Raw genomic sequence first — 13850 nt, forward strand, 5'->3', positions numbered from 1 at the left:
ACGGCTGCACGACTCACCTCGTGCCAGAAGTGAAAGGTGACCACGCCCATGTCGATTCCCGAGGCCTCCGAGCACGTCCCCGAACCCACCCGGCGCACCGTGCTCCGCGGCATCGCTGCGGGTGCTCTCACGCTGACGGTGGCGCCGAGCGCGGTCACCCGCGCGGACGCCGTGACGTGGCGACGCCGGCGGCGACCGAACGTCCTGGTCATCTCGATCGACGATCTCGGCTGGGACGAGATCGGCTGCTGCGGGACGAGCTTCAACGAGACCCCGCACATCGATCGTCTGGCACGCGAAGGCCTGAGGTTCGAGTCGGCGTACGCGGCGGCGTCGTTGTGCTCGCCGACCCGCGCGGCGCTCGTCACCGGCCTCTATCCCGCGCGGACGGGCATCACCGACTTCCTGCGCGGGGAGCCGGCGCCGAGCGACAAGCACCTCTCGACCGACTTCCGCACGGTGCCCGACGTTCTCGGACCGTACGGATACACGACCGGCCTGATCGGCAAGTGGCACCTGACCGAGCGCTACTCCGGCGACTACCGGAGCCGTCCCGGCAACCCCTTCGCGCACGGCTTCGACGAGGCGATCGCCTCCGAGGAGCTGTACATCGGCGACGGCGACTACTTCCACCCGTACTCCTTCATGCCGAGCCTCCCGGCGCGTGAGCCGGGCGAGTACCTCACCGACCGGCTGGCGCAGGAGGCCGTCGACTTCGTCACCCGCCACCGCGACGAGCCGTTCTTCCTCCACCTGTCGAACTACGCGGTCCACACGAGTCTCGACGCGAAGCCCGAGCTCGTGGCGAAGTACCGCGCGAAGCCCGGCGCCGGGGAGTCGCCCAACAGGCCGGTGCTGGCGGCGATGCTCGAGAGCATCGACGACCAGGTCGGGCGCATCGCCGCGACGCTCACCGATCTGGGGATCGCCGAGGACACTCTCCTCCTGGTCACCGCCGACAACGGTGGCCCGTACCGCGACGCCAACGTGCCGCTGCGTGGCGGCAAGGGCGAGCTGTACGAGGGCGGCATCCGTGTGCCGCTGATCGCCTCGTGGCCCGGGACGATTCGCCCCGGACGCCAGGACACGACGCCCACCAGCACGATCGACATCCTCCCGACCGCGCTCGACCTCGCGGGTGGCCGGCCCGGACGCGAGTTCGACGGGAGGAGCATCGCGCCGCTGCTCACGGGTCGAGGCCGGCTCCGGCGCGACACGTTGTTCTGGGTCTATCCCCACTTCATCGGACGGACCCATCCGCACGCTGCGGTGCGGCACGGTCGGCACAAGCTCGTCCAGTACCTGCGTGACGGACGGACGGAGCTGTACGACCTCGCGCGCGACCCCGGCGAGACGACCGACATCTCCGCCGACGAGGTCGTGACCGAGCGGATCCTGCGGGCGATGCTCCGCGCGCACATGGCCGATGTGGACCTGCTTCCGCCAGCGCCGTCGAGGCGCGCCTACCCACGACGCGAGCTCGTCGAGACCTTCGACGGCGACCTGTCGCGCTGGACGACCCTGCCGGTCGGCGCGCGGCTGGGGGAGGTGGGCGTACGGGACGGGCAGCTCGCCGTCTCCGCCTCGCGGCTGACGCACCTCGTCTTCCTCTCCGACGTGTCACCGAACTCCGACGAGGTCGCGCTCGTCCTGGACCCCGGGACGTTCGCGGAGGCGGGCAACCAGGACACGGTGTTCGTCGGATTGGCTGAGGATGCCGACAACTACCTGCTCTTCCGCTACCACAACGGGCTGAACCGGGTCGGCTGGGACCTTCGGGTGGACGGCACGCTCATCACCGCCGGCGCCGAGCCGCTGGGGAACCTCGATGGGACGGTCGACCTCGCGGGAGCAGGTGCTCGGTACGCCTTCGTGCTGCGCGGCACCACCGCGACCGCGTACGCCGACCAGGGGAGCGGGTGGGAGTTCCTCTTCTCCGTCGACGTCGGGGGAGCGATCGACCTCGCGGACCCGGCCGTACGGGCGAGGTACCGGTACGCGACGAGCGTCCGCCTGGACGACGGCACGATCACGCTCGACGGGGTCACCGCGCACCGCCGCTAGGCGAGTCGAGTGTCCACCCAGTGGACGCCCGACTTGAACGGGCCGGCATCCCGACGAACGGTGGGGTGATCTGACCGCCACGGAAGGAGAGCTCATGCTCACCCTCACCGAGAACGCCAGCGACATCGTCACGACGCTCATCAACAAGCAGGTCCCGTCCGAGGACGGAGGGCTCCGCATCAGCGGACCGACGGACGAGGGGTTCGCCATCTCGGCGGTCTTCGTCGGAGAGCCGGGCGACACGCTCGTCGAGTCGGGAGACGCCAAGGTGTACCTCGACGGCGCCGCCTCGCAGGTGCTCGACGACAAGATCCTCGACGCCCAGGTGACCAGCGAGGGCGCCGTTCAGTTCCAGCTCGCCGAGCGTCCGGAGCAGTAGGCACGCCGTACGACACCGTCGTACGAGAGAGCCGCCCGCGGCCTCGGCATCCGTCGAGACCGCGGGCGGTTTCGTCTCGTCACTGCCGATCTGGCCGCAACCGGTCACTTCGTTGTCCACGTCACATCGGGTGGTTACGTTCCCTCGTTGAATCGTTTCTCTCTGAGGAATCGTGCCCAGACCCGCGCCGGATCGCCGTCGCTCTCTCGATCGGGGCCGCATCACCGCTGCTCTCGTCGTGGTGCTCGCACTGCTGTTCCCCGCACTCAACGCCGCCCCCGCTGCCAGAGCCGCTGATGCGAGCGCGTCGTCGAAGAGCGTGACGATCGTCGACCTCCAGGTCGAGAAGAAGGCGGCGCCGATCGGTGTCGACGTCGACAAGCCGCGCTTCAGCTGGGCATTCGCGACCAGACCAAGACAGCTCCTGCCAACCCGCCCGATACTGACGTCGCAGCCGCGCTCGCCCTGCTCACCCGCAAAGCGAGCTGGGTCACGGCAGACAGGGTGCGGGCCGGCCTCAACCTCCAAGGGGCTCGCCTCGTCGGCGCTGACCTCGTCTTCACCAGGCTCTGGGCGCCAACCTCTGGGGCACCGACCTCACCGCCGCCAACCTGTACGGCGCCGACCTGCAGCCGGCCTTGCTCGTCGACGCCAAGCTCCCCGACTCCAACCTCAGCGATGCCAACCTCACCGCCGCCAACCTCACCGGCGCTGACCTCACCGGCGCTGACCTCACCGGCGCCGATCTCACCAACGCCAACCTCACCAACGCCAACCTCACCGGTGTCACCGGTTTGGGCAGCGTGACCGGTTTGAAGAGTGTCACCGGGCTGGAGAGCGCTAAAGGGCTGCCGCCGGACTTCCTGCCGTCGACGACATGACCCTGACCTCAGTGACGAACCCCTGGTCGTCGGCAGCCAGTTGTCAGGCTGCGGCGCCCATGCGGATGCGGTGGACCCGCTCGAGGGAGGCCGCACCGTGCCGCCAACGCACGAACTTCACCAACGGTTCAGCAAGGCCCGCCGGGCGACCGTCTGATCTGCTTCACGCTCCACCACCGTGCGCCTGGCCCGATCGGCAGCTGGTGCGATGTAGCTGGCCGCGACCATTGATGCAGTCGTAATCCCTAATGCCACGTCGCCGCCGCGCTGGAAGCCCTGCACCAGCGCAACGATGCCGAGCACGATCCGCAGGTGCCAGGCCAGACCGCCGCCGGGCACCCACGCGAACACACGCGCCACCTGACGGACTGCCAGAACCACGAGCGTCAACGGGAACGCCCACAGGCGTGCGGCGAGATCGAACCGGGCGGGACCGACGTGCTGGCTGGCAACGGCATGCCCGATCGCGGTGGCCGCATCCACCGTTGTGGTCGGTGCTCGTACAGGCTTGTCAGCAGCCATGGCTCGACGATGACGGTGTTTCGTCCGATCGGGGTGGCAGGTCTCCCGTCGGTGACGGTCACGCGCACCAACACCCGCAGCGGGGCGAGGTCGAGCTTCCCGACACGGAGCAGGGCCGGGCCGAGGAGCGCCCGTTCGCCCGGGCGCAGGCCACGGGCGAACCCGAACACCCGAGCCGCCGCCGGCTCCCACCTGCCGCACGCCAGGATGACAGAGGCCAGCAGGGTGCCGAGGAACGCGAGTACCAGGCCTGCACCTGGCGGCATCCCCAGTCCGAGGACACCGATGAAGCCGCTCGCGAGGCCAGCTGGGACGACCGCGCAGAGCCTGATCAGCGTCGTCGAGGTTCGCATCTCGCCCTCCTTCTGCAGCACCGTTGGAGCTGGTTCGTGCCACAGTCTGGACCGGCGCGCCGGCATCGTCGCCCGGCCGCTCAGATGCCTGTGGACACCGCTGCGTTATCCACAAGAACCAGCCGTCCAGGCGGGTGTCATGGGCGGTCCACCGCCCTCGGTGATGCGACGGGCATGCTCTCAGGCGAGGGTCTGAACCGCGGGTGGATCCAAGGACCAGACCTTTGTTCGGCTGCGACGCCCGCACGAGGTGCGAGTCGTCGCAGCCGGATCCATGGCCATCAACGCGGGCGCAGCCGATCACATGGCGAGGAGGTAGGTCATGCCTTCCTTCCAGTGATCCCTGATGAACTTCAGGACCACGTCAGTGAGCTGGTCCACGAGGGTGGTGCTACTGGGCCAGCCGATCTCCCCACCGAGCTCCCGGGGGAAGTGGATGAGGGGTTCCTTGGCGACCCGGTTGTAGATGGCGACCCAGTCACCGGACCGAACCGGGGTTCCCCGAGGTCCACCGAGGATCTCCCACTCGAACTTGGGCTTCGTCGACCACTTCAGGTCGACGCCCACTGACCGCTGTGCGTTGCGGATGTAGGAGGGATCGGCGCCGTAGCCCAGAGCGAACACGTCGCCGTACCTCAGCGGCGACTCGTCGTTGTGCGGGCGGGTGAAGAACCAGCGCCTCACTCGCTCCGCGGTCGTCGCGGAGGCGTCGGAGGTAAAGCCGAGGTTGATCCCGAAGAACATGTGCTCCCACTGCAGGAACTTCTTGGTGTTGCTGTTCTTCAGGTTGGTGTTGCGCGATGCCGGCCCCTCGAAACTCCTCTTCGGGAGCAGTGCGTGGTGCTGATGGTTCGGATCGAACATCCACTGCTTGAGGTGGCTGGCGGCTTTCACAGTGGTCGCCGGGACGGCCTGTGCAGTGAAGGACGGGTTCGGGTGTCCGGAGACAGCGTTCGTCGCCGCCTGGGTGGTCGTGTCGGTGGTCATGATGTTCTCCTGTGTGAGGACCGGGATCGGAGGCAATGCCTGTTGTCCCGGTCTGGGATGGGTTCGGCATCCGTGTGGTTGCCGAGCTTCTATCCCTAAGGCGTGACTCGCTGTGCCCTGTTGTGACCGACGTGACGGGGTTGGACACCGTGTGCCGCCCACCACCCGGTTCGACACCTCGAGACGGGGCGAATTCTCCGCGAGCTGCTCGAGAGTCTTGGGGTCTTAGGTGGGCCGGTAAGAGCAACACGCGCCGGTGCTGACGGCGACCTTGAAGTGGTCGCCGACGACCGGGTCGGCCTGCCCGATGCGGGCCAGGGCCCGACGGATCGCCTTCTGCACCGAGGAGCGGGCTCGCTCGGCGTCCTCTGTGAACCCTCGTGTGCGACCGCCCAGGCCGGTGGCGTGACTGAGCTCGCGCAGCAGCCAGTCGAGCTCGGACCTGGCCTGCTCGGCATCGCCGTCCAGCTCGGCGTCCTCGATCTGCTGCTCGAGTTCACTGATCCGCTGGCGGTAAGCATTTCGCGCCTCGTCGTCGATGAGCTCCTGGGCTGGTGCCGTCTGGCGCAGCTGCCCTTGGACCAGGGTGAGGACAGGAATCTCGACGCCGGGGTTCGCGACGAGTGTCGCTAGGTAGGTCACGCCGAGACTGTCAGGCACCTGGACCTGTTTGCCTTTGGCACGGATCCGCCAGCCGGCGCCGGACCGGACGCATGTTGCCGTCGCGAAGCCCGCACGTTCGTCAGTGTTCCTACCGCCCTCGCTGTGATGGTGCTTGGACGATTGTTCGGCTGTGTCCCACCGGGCGACCCAGCCGTCCATTCCGAGCGCGGCCGCCTCAGTGCGGGCTTGGGTCCAGTGCCGTTGCGCATCGTGACGGTCGCCGAGGATGGACAGCGACTCTGCGAGGCCAGCTTCGGCCAGAACGTGGGCCGGCCGGTGTCCGAAGTCCTCATTGGCAGCTAGGGCGGCCCGGTAGTGCACGGCCGCATCGTCGGTCCTGCCGAGCGCCATGGCAGCGGCTCCGAGCGGGTAGTGGGTCGAACCGAAGCAGGTGACGGCCAAACTCGCCATGATCGGCAGATGCGCATACGGCAGCAGCAGGGCGTATGCCTCCTGCGCCGCCTCCGCGTCGTGCAGGAGGCGTGCCGCGATTACGGCGCCGTACATCGTGGACAGCCACAGGCTGTTGTGCCGCAGGGTGCCCAACGTCGGGCGTCGTAGGCGCCGCAGCGCCGTCGCCGCCGACCACGTCTCACCTGACATGGCCGCCACGGTTGCCAGCGCCCCGAGGAACGCGTCGTTCGGCTCAGAGAGCACCGGGGAGGCGACCATGTCGCGCAGGAAGGGAACGAGTTCGGCTGCGCGTCCCTGGTAGTACCGGATGGTCGTCAGGTGGGCTCCGTGCCAGCCGAACACATCGGGGTCACCCGCTCGACGTCCCAGGTCTGCGCACTCCTCGGCGAGCATCTCCGCGCGTTCCAACGAGCCTTCGCGGATCGAACCCATGACTTCCATAGCTGAGAGGACGTAGCTCATCGCCACGTGGGGCCGCGCCTCCAAGGCCGCACGAAGCATCGTCAGCGCCCGTTCCGCGTGCGGGTGGCCTGCCAGGTAGAGGTTCGTGGCACGCCACAGCAAGCCGCGGCACTCCTCGAAGGCGTCCTGCTCTGCGCCGGCGACAGCGAGCAGTTCCTGGCCCAGCTCCAGGCGTAACCCGATGTGTGCGGGTCCCAGCAGGCAATGCTGGGCGAGGTGGAGGGTCTCGGCGAGGATCGTACGGTCGCCGCAGGCGCGCGCGTCCTCCAGCGCCTGCATGACCGCGGTGCGCTCGCCGGTCTCGTAGTCGTCCTCGGCGGCCCCCCGTGCTCGGAGACGAAAGGCAAGAAGCGAGGACTCGTTGAGGCCGTCAAGGGCGATGCGGCGCCAGGACGCAACCAGCGCCTGCATGACCGGGTCGCGTTGTTCATGGATCCAGAACCCGCCGATGCCGATCGCGGCGAGCCCAAGCTCGGGCATCATTTCCCGCGCAGATGCCAGGCGGCCGGCCTGCTCGAACTGCTCGCGCGCGCGCTGCAACTCACCCGACCCGCGAAGCGCTTGGAGTCCGCCCGCGAGGAGCCGGGCCACCTGCTCGGCATCGCCGTCGCTCGGTGAATCTGACGTCCGACCACTCCTCGCACCTGTGGCGTCTCGGCGTGTCCCACCAGAGACTCGTGATCCCATTCTGCTACACGTGGAGACAATCGCGAGCGCCCGTCGACGCTGGTCTCCGGCATGTTTGAGGCTTCTCGGTCGTCCATGGTTCGCAGCCGGTGTAGTGCGGGCTCGGTCGGGCCATCACGTCACCGCCTCGAAGTGGAGGAGGTCCCGGTCTGGCCTGAGGGGTAGACGACGTCCACTTTCAACCCGGCCGGGGGCGTCGTGGGGAGCGGGGGAGTGACAGCGACGAGTCGGGTGAGGCGCAACTCGAGGCGCGAACGGCTCTTCATCAGGTCTCCTGCGTGGCTAGCGGTCCGTGAATGGGCGGGGGAGATCCTGGCCGGCGCCGGGGACGCTGGGCCTCGCCGAGGCGGGGTCTTCTGTCACCTGTCGCGCCGGCGTGACAGGGGCACCGCTCCCAGCGCAGGCGGCCGCGGCCGCGGCGAGCACCGATCCCGAGCGTGTGGTCGTACGCTCCGGCGACACGTTGTGGGCGATCGCCGGCTACACCCTCAACGACCCGACCCGCTACCGCGAGATCGTCACCGCGAGTCGGTCCAAGCAGCCCGACGGTTCACACCTCGTCGACGCCGACCGCATTCAGCCCGGATGGACCCTCGCGGTACCGCTTGGTGCCGTTCGCGCCCGAGTCGCATCCCAGCGATCCAGCACGCGATCGAGCAAGCGCAGCGCACGAGCCCAGCGACCGAAGGCGGCGCACATCGTGTCGCCGGTGAAGCGCTACCGGATCACCAACACCTTCGGAATGCGCAAGAGCTACTACGCCTCCGGCCAACACACCGGCCTCGACCTCGCCGCACCTACCGGCACACCGGTGCGCGCCATCAGCGCCGGCACCGTCACCGAGGTCGGATGGGGAGGCGCCTACGGCAACCTCACCCAGATCCGTCACCAGCGAGGGTTCTCCAGCTGGTACGCCCATCAGAGCCGTCAGAGCGTCACCGTCGGACAGCACGTCGAAACCGGCCAGAAGATCGGGACCGTCGGCTCCACCGGCAACTCCCAAGGCCCGCACCTGCACCTCGAGATCCGGGTCAACGGCCGTCCGGTCAACCCTGCCGCATACCTGCGCTGAGCAGCCCTGCGCCGGTCCACGAACGGTTCATCCGACCGAGTGAGCGGGGCCGACACACAGAAGCGCCCTCGGCTGGTGGCTGAGGGCGCTTCTCGCGGCTGGCTGGTGAGGACTCCGCGAAATCCCCTTGGCGCAGGTCAGCACCGTGACGGCCTTGTGCCCAACGATCGGCAAAGCCGGCTAGCGTGGACCGGAAGTGATTCTCAGGGTCGCTCGTCCTCGACGATGACCCTAGTGGGCTCATTGCCGTCGAGGAGGTCGACGACACCGGGGACAACAGTGGCCACGAATGTCACCGCGACGGCTACTCCGGCGATCAAGTTCGAGATCTTCGCGTGTCGGTTCGAGATCTTCGCCTGTCGGGCAGACTCCTTGGCGGCAGCATCGGCATCGACGGCGAGGACCGCTGCCTTACCGGTGACCTCGTCGCGGGCAGAGTCGAAATCACGAGCGGCGTTCGACTGGAGTGCCTCGAACTCATCGCCCGACGGCGACTGCACTACATATGGCGGCGCGTCCGCGTCCACGTCCGCCGACGCGGACGTCGCCTCACCGAACGTCATCTCATCGGACGCGATCGCGTCGAGCGCATCACGCTTCTCGCGGGCTCGCCCGAGTCGATTGAGCGACGCGAGCAGGTCAGCGCGCGGATCTGGACGCGGATTCACGAATGCCTCGGGGTAGTCCTGGCGGAGTCGCTCCTCGAGGGCTTCGCTGAGGCTGTGCCATGCCGCCCGGGTCGGCGACACCGGGTCTTCGGCCGGATTGTCGTCGTCGGGGTCCTCAGGCGTAGTCGTCATGGGCACGACGTAGGGCACCTGCCGCCTCTTTGAGGAGCGCTTGTGCAGCTCGGCGCCCGGACATGGAAGACCCCGCTCCCCAGACCTCGTTTGGAGTGGGGAGCGGGGTAGTTCGGGAGTCGCGCCTTACGGCCGTCGGATCTCGAGGCTGCCGTCGGTGCCGACGGTCGCCTCGAGGTGCTGGCCCTGGCACTGGAGCGGGCCGAGAGCAGAAGCGGCCCATTCGACAACTTCGCCGACAGTGAGCGGGGTGACTGGCGCCCCGCCGATCGTCATGCCGGTAGCGAGGGCCGTCGCACCGGCGCACTCGACACACACGAAGGGGTCATAGGCGCAATAGAGCCGGTCCGGCTTGAGCGCGGGTTGAATATCGGGGTGCGGAGTCCGTGTCGTCTTCGTCATGTATAGGACTATACATCTTTGTATAGTCCTATATAACCCCGTATAGTGGTGGACGTCGACCGGAAGGGGCTCGAATGGAAACCAGGGACCTGATCGGCGAGGCGAACAGCCTCGCCGACGAAGCACGTCGCGCACGCGCGGCGCTCGAGGAGGTTCGTGGGCGCCAGCGAGCACACGCACGCACGATGCTTCACAACGGGGTGATGAAGTCGAGAGTGGCCCGCGAGCTCGACATCACCCGCGCCACCCTCGACTCCTGGATCGACGAGGACAAGTCCTGACGAGGCCCGTCCTGTAGGCCGCGGTGCAGCAAGTGAGTTCAATGGTGCGACTCGTCGACCCGTGAGTAGGCAGGTCGCGTGGATGGCGTGCGGCACGCGGCGAGGTGGTCCACTCGCAAGCTGCGTGGGCACTCCGGGCATCCGGTTCCGCCGCGAGTGCGATTGCTCACGGTTGTTTCCCACTCGTGTCCCCACGCGCATCGCCAGCGGCATCTGTCGTGGCTGGCGGCCTTAAGCCGGTCTGGCTCGCGGTCAGGGTGTGTGAGGTTTTCGAGGAACTGCTTTGCGACATCGGGAAACAGATCGAGCAGGGAACGGCCCGGTGCAGGTACTGACCGGGCGTGCCCCGTACGGCGGCGACCGCACGCCGGACACCCCGTCCCGGCGAGCGCACGAGAGGCGACCGTGGTCGTCCATTCGTGTCTGCACTCTGCACATCGCCACTTGGCTTTCAAGTTGGAGCCGACCGAAATGTCGGCAGGGGAGCGGTGCGGCCGGCCGATGATTTCCACGAACTCATCGGACAGTCGCGACGCGTGGTCGGCGAGGCTCGTGCCACGAGCGGCGTCTCCGCGGCTGCGACAGTCACCTCTCTTTGCCGGGGCGCACCGCGGGCAGCCCCGACCACGGACACGCGCCGCCGGCGCGGCCTTGTACTCGTGGCCGCAATCTGGGCAGCGCCAGACACAGATGAAGTTGCTCGAGGGCCGGAGATCAGCAGGTGAGCGGTCGGGCCGGCTACAGGAGACGAACTCGACCGCGATCTTCGGATGGAGGTCTGCCAGTGATCCGCCGGCCGGTGCAGTAGAACGGCTTCGACCCACCTTCTTGGCGGCACACTCGGGACAACCGGAGCTACCCAGGCGCCGGTGGCCCGCACCACGTCGCGATCTACGTCGGCGGTGACCGGATCCTCCATGCACCTCGGACCGGTGACGTCGTGCGCTACGGGACGATCGGCGAGTTCTCGGGCGAGGTCATCACCGTTCGCCGGCTCACCTAACCCAGACTGCGGCAGCATCTCGAACAGATTCGCGACACCGCGCCTGAGCCTTCGCCTGCGCGCAACTTGCACCGGATCAGGCCCGTGTTCGGCGCGGTCGTGCCGAGATCCGATCATCGGCATGGCAACGTGGCGGCCATGGCCTCGCTGATCCTGATGGGCGATCCACGCGTCGCGGAAGTACCAGCCGAAGATTGTGGGGAGAAACTTGTCGACTCGCGTGAGTTGTCCTTGGCCACAGACCCCGATGAGAACCCTCAGAACCCGCTGTACTTTCTTCTCCGCGCCTCAGTCGCCGAGCGCTTGCTCAAGGCCGAAGAGCAACTGCCCACCGGGATACGGCTACTCCTTGTGGAGGGTTACCGGCCCTACGAGCAGCAGGCGTTCTACTTCAACCGCCGTAAGCAGCGCTTGATGGACGCCGAACCGGAGCTGTCTGAGTCAGGGGCACATATGGCAGCAAGCGAGTTCGTATCGCCACCGGACATCGCCCCCCACGTGTCTGGAGCGGCCGTGGACCTGACGCTGATTGACGCGCAACGCATGCGCTTGGACATGGGCACGGCAATCGATGCGCGACCCGAAGACTGCGACCAAGCCTGCTACTTCGCTGCGAAGAACATCTCGCAGGAGGCACGCCAGAACCGCCACGTCCTGGCATCGGCCATGCACGCGGCCGGATTCGTGAACTACCCGACCGAGTGGTGGCACTGGTCCTACGGCGACCGATACTGGGCCCTCCTCACAGGTCGCTCGCAGGCCATCTACGGCGCGGCGAGAGTCAGTTGATCCGCTCGGACAGCCGTGATCCGCACACATCCGCTGAGTCGCTGACGTCCCCCTCATACGGGCTCCCGGGCCGAACATCGGCCGCCTGACACCAACAGAAGCATCAGAAATCGATCGGGATTCGATGCTCACCTCAGGGACATGCCATTCCGATCCGCGATTCGCAGCAATGTCGGGCCCGACTTCGGCGCGATGGAGGCGCCGGTGACCTCCGAGCTGTCGTCGGCGCATTGTTGACGTACGGCCTGATCATCGCCGTGCTGATGCTGATGCTGATCGTCTCCGCGATGACATGGGCCATCTCATCGAGCTCGGGCAGCTGGCACACGGCGCAGAAGGCCAAGCTCGGCTGCTTCGTCGCGATCGGTGGCGCCACCCTCACCGGCGCTGCACTCACCTGGGCCAACTGGCTGCTGGATATCGGACCGCACCTCTAATACGTCCGCACATGACGTCAGGAGTCTTTCCGATGAACCTTCCTGCAGCAGCCCTCCTGCTTCCTCTCGACATCGAGATCGACCCGAACTCCAACGGGCTCCCCGGCATCGGCGAGCTCAAGCAGCTCGTCGGCGCCTCGATGACAGTCGGGCTGATCCTGGCCGTACTCGCTCTCATCATCTCCGCGATCGTGTGGGCGCTCGGCGCGAACTCGGGCAACCCGCACCTCGCGGGCCGCGGCAAGCTCGGCGTACTCGTCGCCCTCGGAGCCGCGATCGTCTGTGGCGCCTCGGTGACGCTCGTGAACTTCTTCTGGAACGTCGGCCAGCAGGTCTGAGGGAGAACGTCATGGGTGTCTGCGATGTGCCGGTGATTCACGAGGTCTGCAACGCCGCCGGGGACGCGGCCGGTGCGGTAGTGACCGCGCCGTTCGACTGGCTCGCGCAGGGCATGGGCGGCGCGGCCGAATGGATGTTCACGTCCGTCTGGAAGGTCATCGACACCACGACGTACGTCGACGTGACCAGCGGCGCGTACACGAAGGTCTACAACATCATGTTCGGTGTCGGGGTCTTTGTGATGCTGGGGTTCTTCATGCTCCAGGTCATCGGCGGCATGATCCGCCGCGAGCCGGCCGCGCTGTCCAGAGCCGCACTCGGGCTCGCGAAATCGATCCTCGGCTCCTTCGTCGCGCTCGCCCTGCTCGCGACCGCGCTCGAGATCACCGATCGGCTCTGCATCGGCATCGTCAACGCCGCCGGCACCAATATGAACGAGATGGGCGACAAGGTCGCCGTACTCGCCGCCGGACTTGGCACAGTCAATCTCGCCGCGCCCGGGGCCGGCGCGATCCTGACGATCTTCCTCGCCAGCCTCGCCATCATGGGCGCAATGGTGGTGTGGATCAGCCTCCTCATCCGCAAGGCGCTGCTGCTGATCGCGATCGTTTTCGCGCCGATCGCTCTCGCCGGATCGACCTGGGACCACACACGCTCGTGGCTGGCCCGGTGGGCGAGCTTCGTGATCGCGATGATCCTCTCCAAGGTCGTCCTCGTCGTGATCTTCCTGCTCGCGACCGCACAGGTGTCCGCGCCGATCGACGCGGACCTGGAGTCGGTGAGCCAACCGATGGCCGGCGTCGTGTTGATGCTGATGGCCGGGTTCGCGCCGTACCTGACCTACAAGGCCATCGCCTTCATGGGCTTCGACACGTACCACGCGATGTCGGCCGAGCAGGAGGCCAAGGCGTCCCTCAACCGGCCGATGCCGATCCCGCTCTCCCGGCGCACTGGCAGTGAGCCGGCCAAGGTCCTGGGCGACAGCGGCGCAGGAGGCGGTGGCACTGGCGGTACGGGGACTGGCAGCTCGCCCGTGACCGCGGGACCGTCCGCTGGCGGCCCCTCGAGTGGTGCAGGTGGCGTTGGCGCAGGGACCGGGAGCGCCTCGGGAGGCGCAGCGGCAGCAGGCGGAGCGGTTGCTGCCGGGGCGGTGGTCGCGAAGGAGGCGGCAGCAGCCGGTCCTCGGCTCGGCAACTTCGTCGCTGCCCAGGCGACCGGACACGCAGAGGCGCACGAGTCGGCCGCACCATCGACCGTCCCGCCCCCGGTCGCAGATTCGACACTGGCCGACACCGCTGGAAAGAAGTGATCGGCT

General features: G+C 67.6%; 15 protein-coding genes. 9 read left to right on the plus strand and 6 right to left on the minus strand.

What is annotated here, in order from left to right; all coding sequences use genetic code 11:
* Nucleotides 1–36 precede the first annotated feature (36 nt).
* The 3 genes from KV102_RS00300 (at nt 37) to KV102_RS00310 (ending at nt 3324) form a co-directional block, all read left to right on the plus strand.
* Nucleotides 37–2064: a sulfatase gene (locus KV102_RS00300; RefSeq protein WP_220344962.1), complete on the plus strand. Its 2028-nt coding sequence runs from the start codon at nt 37–39 to the stop codon at nt 2062–2064.
* Nucleotides 2065–2158: 94 nt separating this feature from the next.
* Entirely contained in the window at nt 2159–2443 is a 285-nt protein-coding gene (locus KV102_RS00305) for a Fe-S cluster assembly protein HesB (protein ID WP_220341472.1), read from the plus strand.
* Nucleotides 2444–3012: 569 nt separating this feature from the next.
* Entirely contained in the window at nt 3013–3324 is a 312-nt protein-coding gene (locus KV102_RS00310; RefSeq protein ID WP_220346214.1) for a pentapeptide repeat-containing protein, read from the plus strand.
* Between the two features lie 117 nt (nt 3325–3441).
* Here the strand turns inward: KV102_RS00310 and KV102_RS00315 are convergent, their stop codons facing one another.
* From KV102_RS00315 to KV102_RS00325, 3 genes are all read right to left on the minus strand, one after another.
* Nucleotides 3442–3846: a hypothetical protein gene (locus KV102_RS00315; RefSeq protein ID WP_220344963.1), complete on the minus strand. Its 405-nt coding sequence runs from the start codon at nt 3844–3846 to the stop codon at nt 3442–3444.
* Between the two features lie 653 nt (nt 3847–4499).
* Nucleotides 4500–5186: a hypothetical protein gene (locus KV102_RS00320; RefSeq protein ID WP_220344964.1), complete on the minus strand. Its 687-nt coding sequence runs from the start codon at nt 5184–5186 to the stop codon at nt 4500–4502.
* Nucleotides 5187–5411: 225 nt separating this feature from the next.
* Nucleotides 5412–7316 carry a hypothetical protein gene (locus KV102_RS00325; protein ID WP_220344965.1) on the minus strand — a complete coding sequence of 635 codons (1905 nt, stop codon included), beginning with the start codon at nt 7314–7316 and terminating at the stop codon, nt 5412–5414.
* Between the two features lie 472 nt (nt 7317–7788).
* Here KV102_RS00325 and KV102_RS00330 point away from each other — a divergent pair, with 472 nt between their 5' ends.
* Nucleotides 7789–8484, plus strand: coding sequence for a peptidoglycan DD-metalloendopeptidase family protein (locus KV102_RS00330; protein ID WP_220344966.1), 696 nt, complete (start codon nt 7789–7791; stop codon nt 8482–8484).
* A 203-nt stretch (nt 8485–8687) separates the two neighbouring features.
* Here the strand turns inward: KV102_RS00330 and KV102_RS00335 are convergent, their stop codons facing one another.
* Entirely contained in the window at nt 8688–9302 is a 615-nt protein-coding gene (locus tag KV102_RS00335) for a hypothetical protein (RefSeq protein ID WP_220344967.1), read from the minus strand.
* Between the two features lie 108 nt (nt 9303–9410).
* Complete coding sequence (locus KV102_RS00340) at nt 9411–9686, minus strand: hypothetical protein (protein WP_220344968.1); 276 nt, start codon at nt 9684–9686, stop codon at nt 9411–9413.
* Between the two features lie 74 nt (nt 9687–9760).
* Here KV102_RS00340 and KV102_RS00345 point away from each other — a divergent pair, with 74 nt between their 5' ends.
* Nucleotides 9761–9967, plus strand: a complete 207-nt coding sequence (locus KV102_RS00345; protein ID WP_220344969.1) for a hypothetical protein — start codon at nt 9761–9763, stop codon at nt 9965–9967.
* 38 nt (nt 9968–10005) lie between these two features.
* On the opposite strand, the gene KV102_RS19700 is transcribed toward KV102_RS00345, so the two are convergent.
* Nucleotides 10006–10890 (minus strand): zinc-ribbon domain-containing protein, encoded by an 885-nt coding sequence (locus KV102_RS19700; RefSeq protein WP_374197333.1) that lies wholly within the window; start codon nt 10888–10890, stop codon nt 10006–10008.
* Nucleotides 10891–11054: 164 nt separating this feature from the next.
* On the opposite strand from KV102_RS19700, the gene KV102_RS00355 reads away from it, so the two are divergent.
* The 4 genes from KV102_RS00355 to KV102_RS00370 all read left to right on the plus strand — a co-directional run bounded on the left by KV102_RS00355 (nt 11055) and on the right by KV102_RS00370 (nt 13844).
* Nucleotides 11055–11759 carry a M15 family metallopeptidase gene (locus KV102_RS00355; RefSeq protein ID WP_220344971.1) on the plus strand — a complete coding sequence of 235 codons (705 nt, stop codon included), beginning with the start codon at nt 11055–11057 and terminating at the stop codon, nt 11757–11759.
* 233 nt (nt 11760–11992) lie between these two features.
* Nucleotides 11993–12196 (plus strand): DUF6112 family protein, encoded by a 204-nt coding sequence (locus KV102_RS00360; RefSeq protein ID WP_255560541.1) that lies wholly within the window; start codon nt 11993–11995, stop codon nt 12194–12196.
* 32 nt (nt 12197–12228) lie between these two features.
* The gene (locus KV102_RS00365; protein ID WP_220344972.1) at nt 12229–12534 is read left to right on the plus strand and encodes a DUF6112 family protein; all 306 of its coding nucleotides are present in this window, start codon (nt 12229–12231) and stop codon (nt 12532–12534) included.
* 32 nt (nt 12535–12566) lie between these two features.
* Nucleotides 12567–13844: a conjugal transfer protein TrbL gene (locus tag KV102_RS00370; RefSeq protein ID WP_308290187.1), complete on the plus strand. Its 1278-nt coding sequence runs from the start codon at nt 12567–12569 to the stop codon at nt 13842–13844.
* Nucleotides 13845–13850 lie beyond the last annotated feature (6 nt).

Source organism: Mumia sp. zg.B53 (assembly GCF_019550935.1).
Taxonomy (GTDB): domain Bacteria; phylum Actinomycetota; class Actinomycetes; order Propionibacteriales; family Nocardioidaceae; genus Mumia.

Coding starts and splice junctions, on each gene's coding strand:
- KV102_RS00340 (WP_220344968.1), bottom strand. CDS start 9,686: ATGACGAAGACGACACGGACTCCGCACCCCGATATTCAACCCGCGCTC.
- KV102_RS00345 (WP_220344969.1), top strand. CDS start 9,761: ATGGAAACCAGGGACCTGATCGGCGAGGCGAACAGCCTCGCCGACGAA.
- KV102_RS00315 (WP_220344963.1), bottom strand. CDS start 3,846: ATGGCTGCTGACAAGCCTGTACGAGCACCGACCACAACGGTGGATGCG.
- KV102_RS00320 (WP_220344964.1), bottom strand. CDS start 5,186: ATGACCACCGACACGACCACCCAGGCGGCGACGAACGCTGTCTCCGGA.
- KV102_RS00365 (WP_220344972.1), top strand. CDS start 12,229: ATGAACCTTCCTGCAGCAGCCCTCCTGCTTCCTCTCGACATCGAGATC.
- KV102_RS00305 (WP_220341472.1), top strand. CDS start 2,159: ATGCTCACCCTCACCGAGAACGCCAGCGACATCGTCACGACGCTCATC.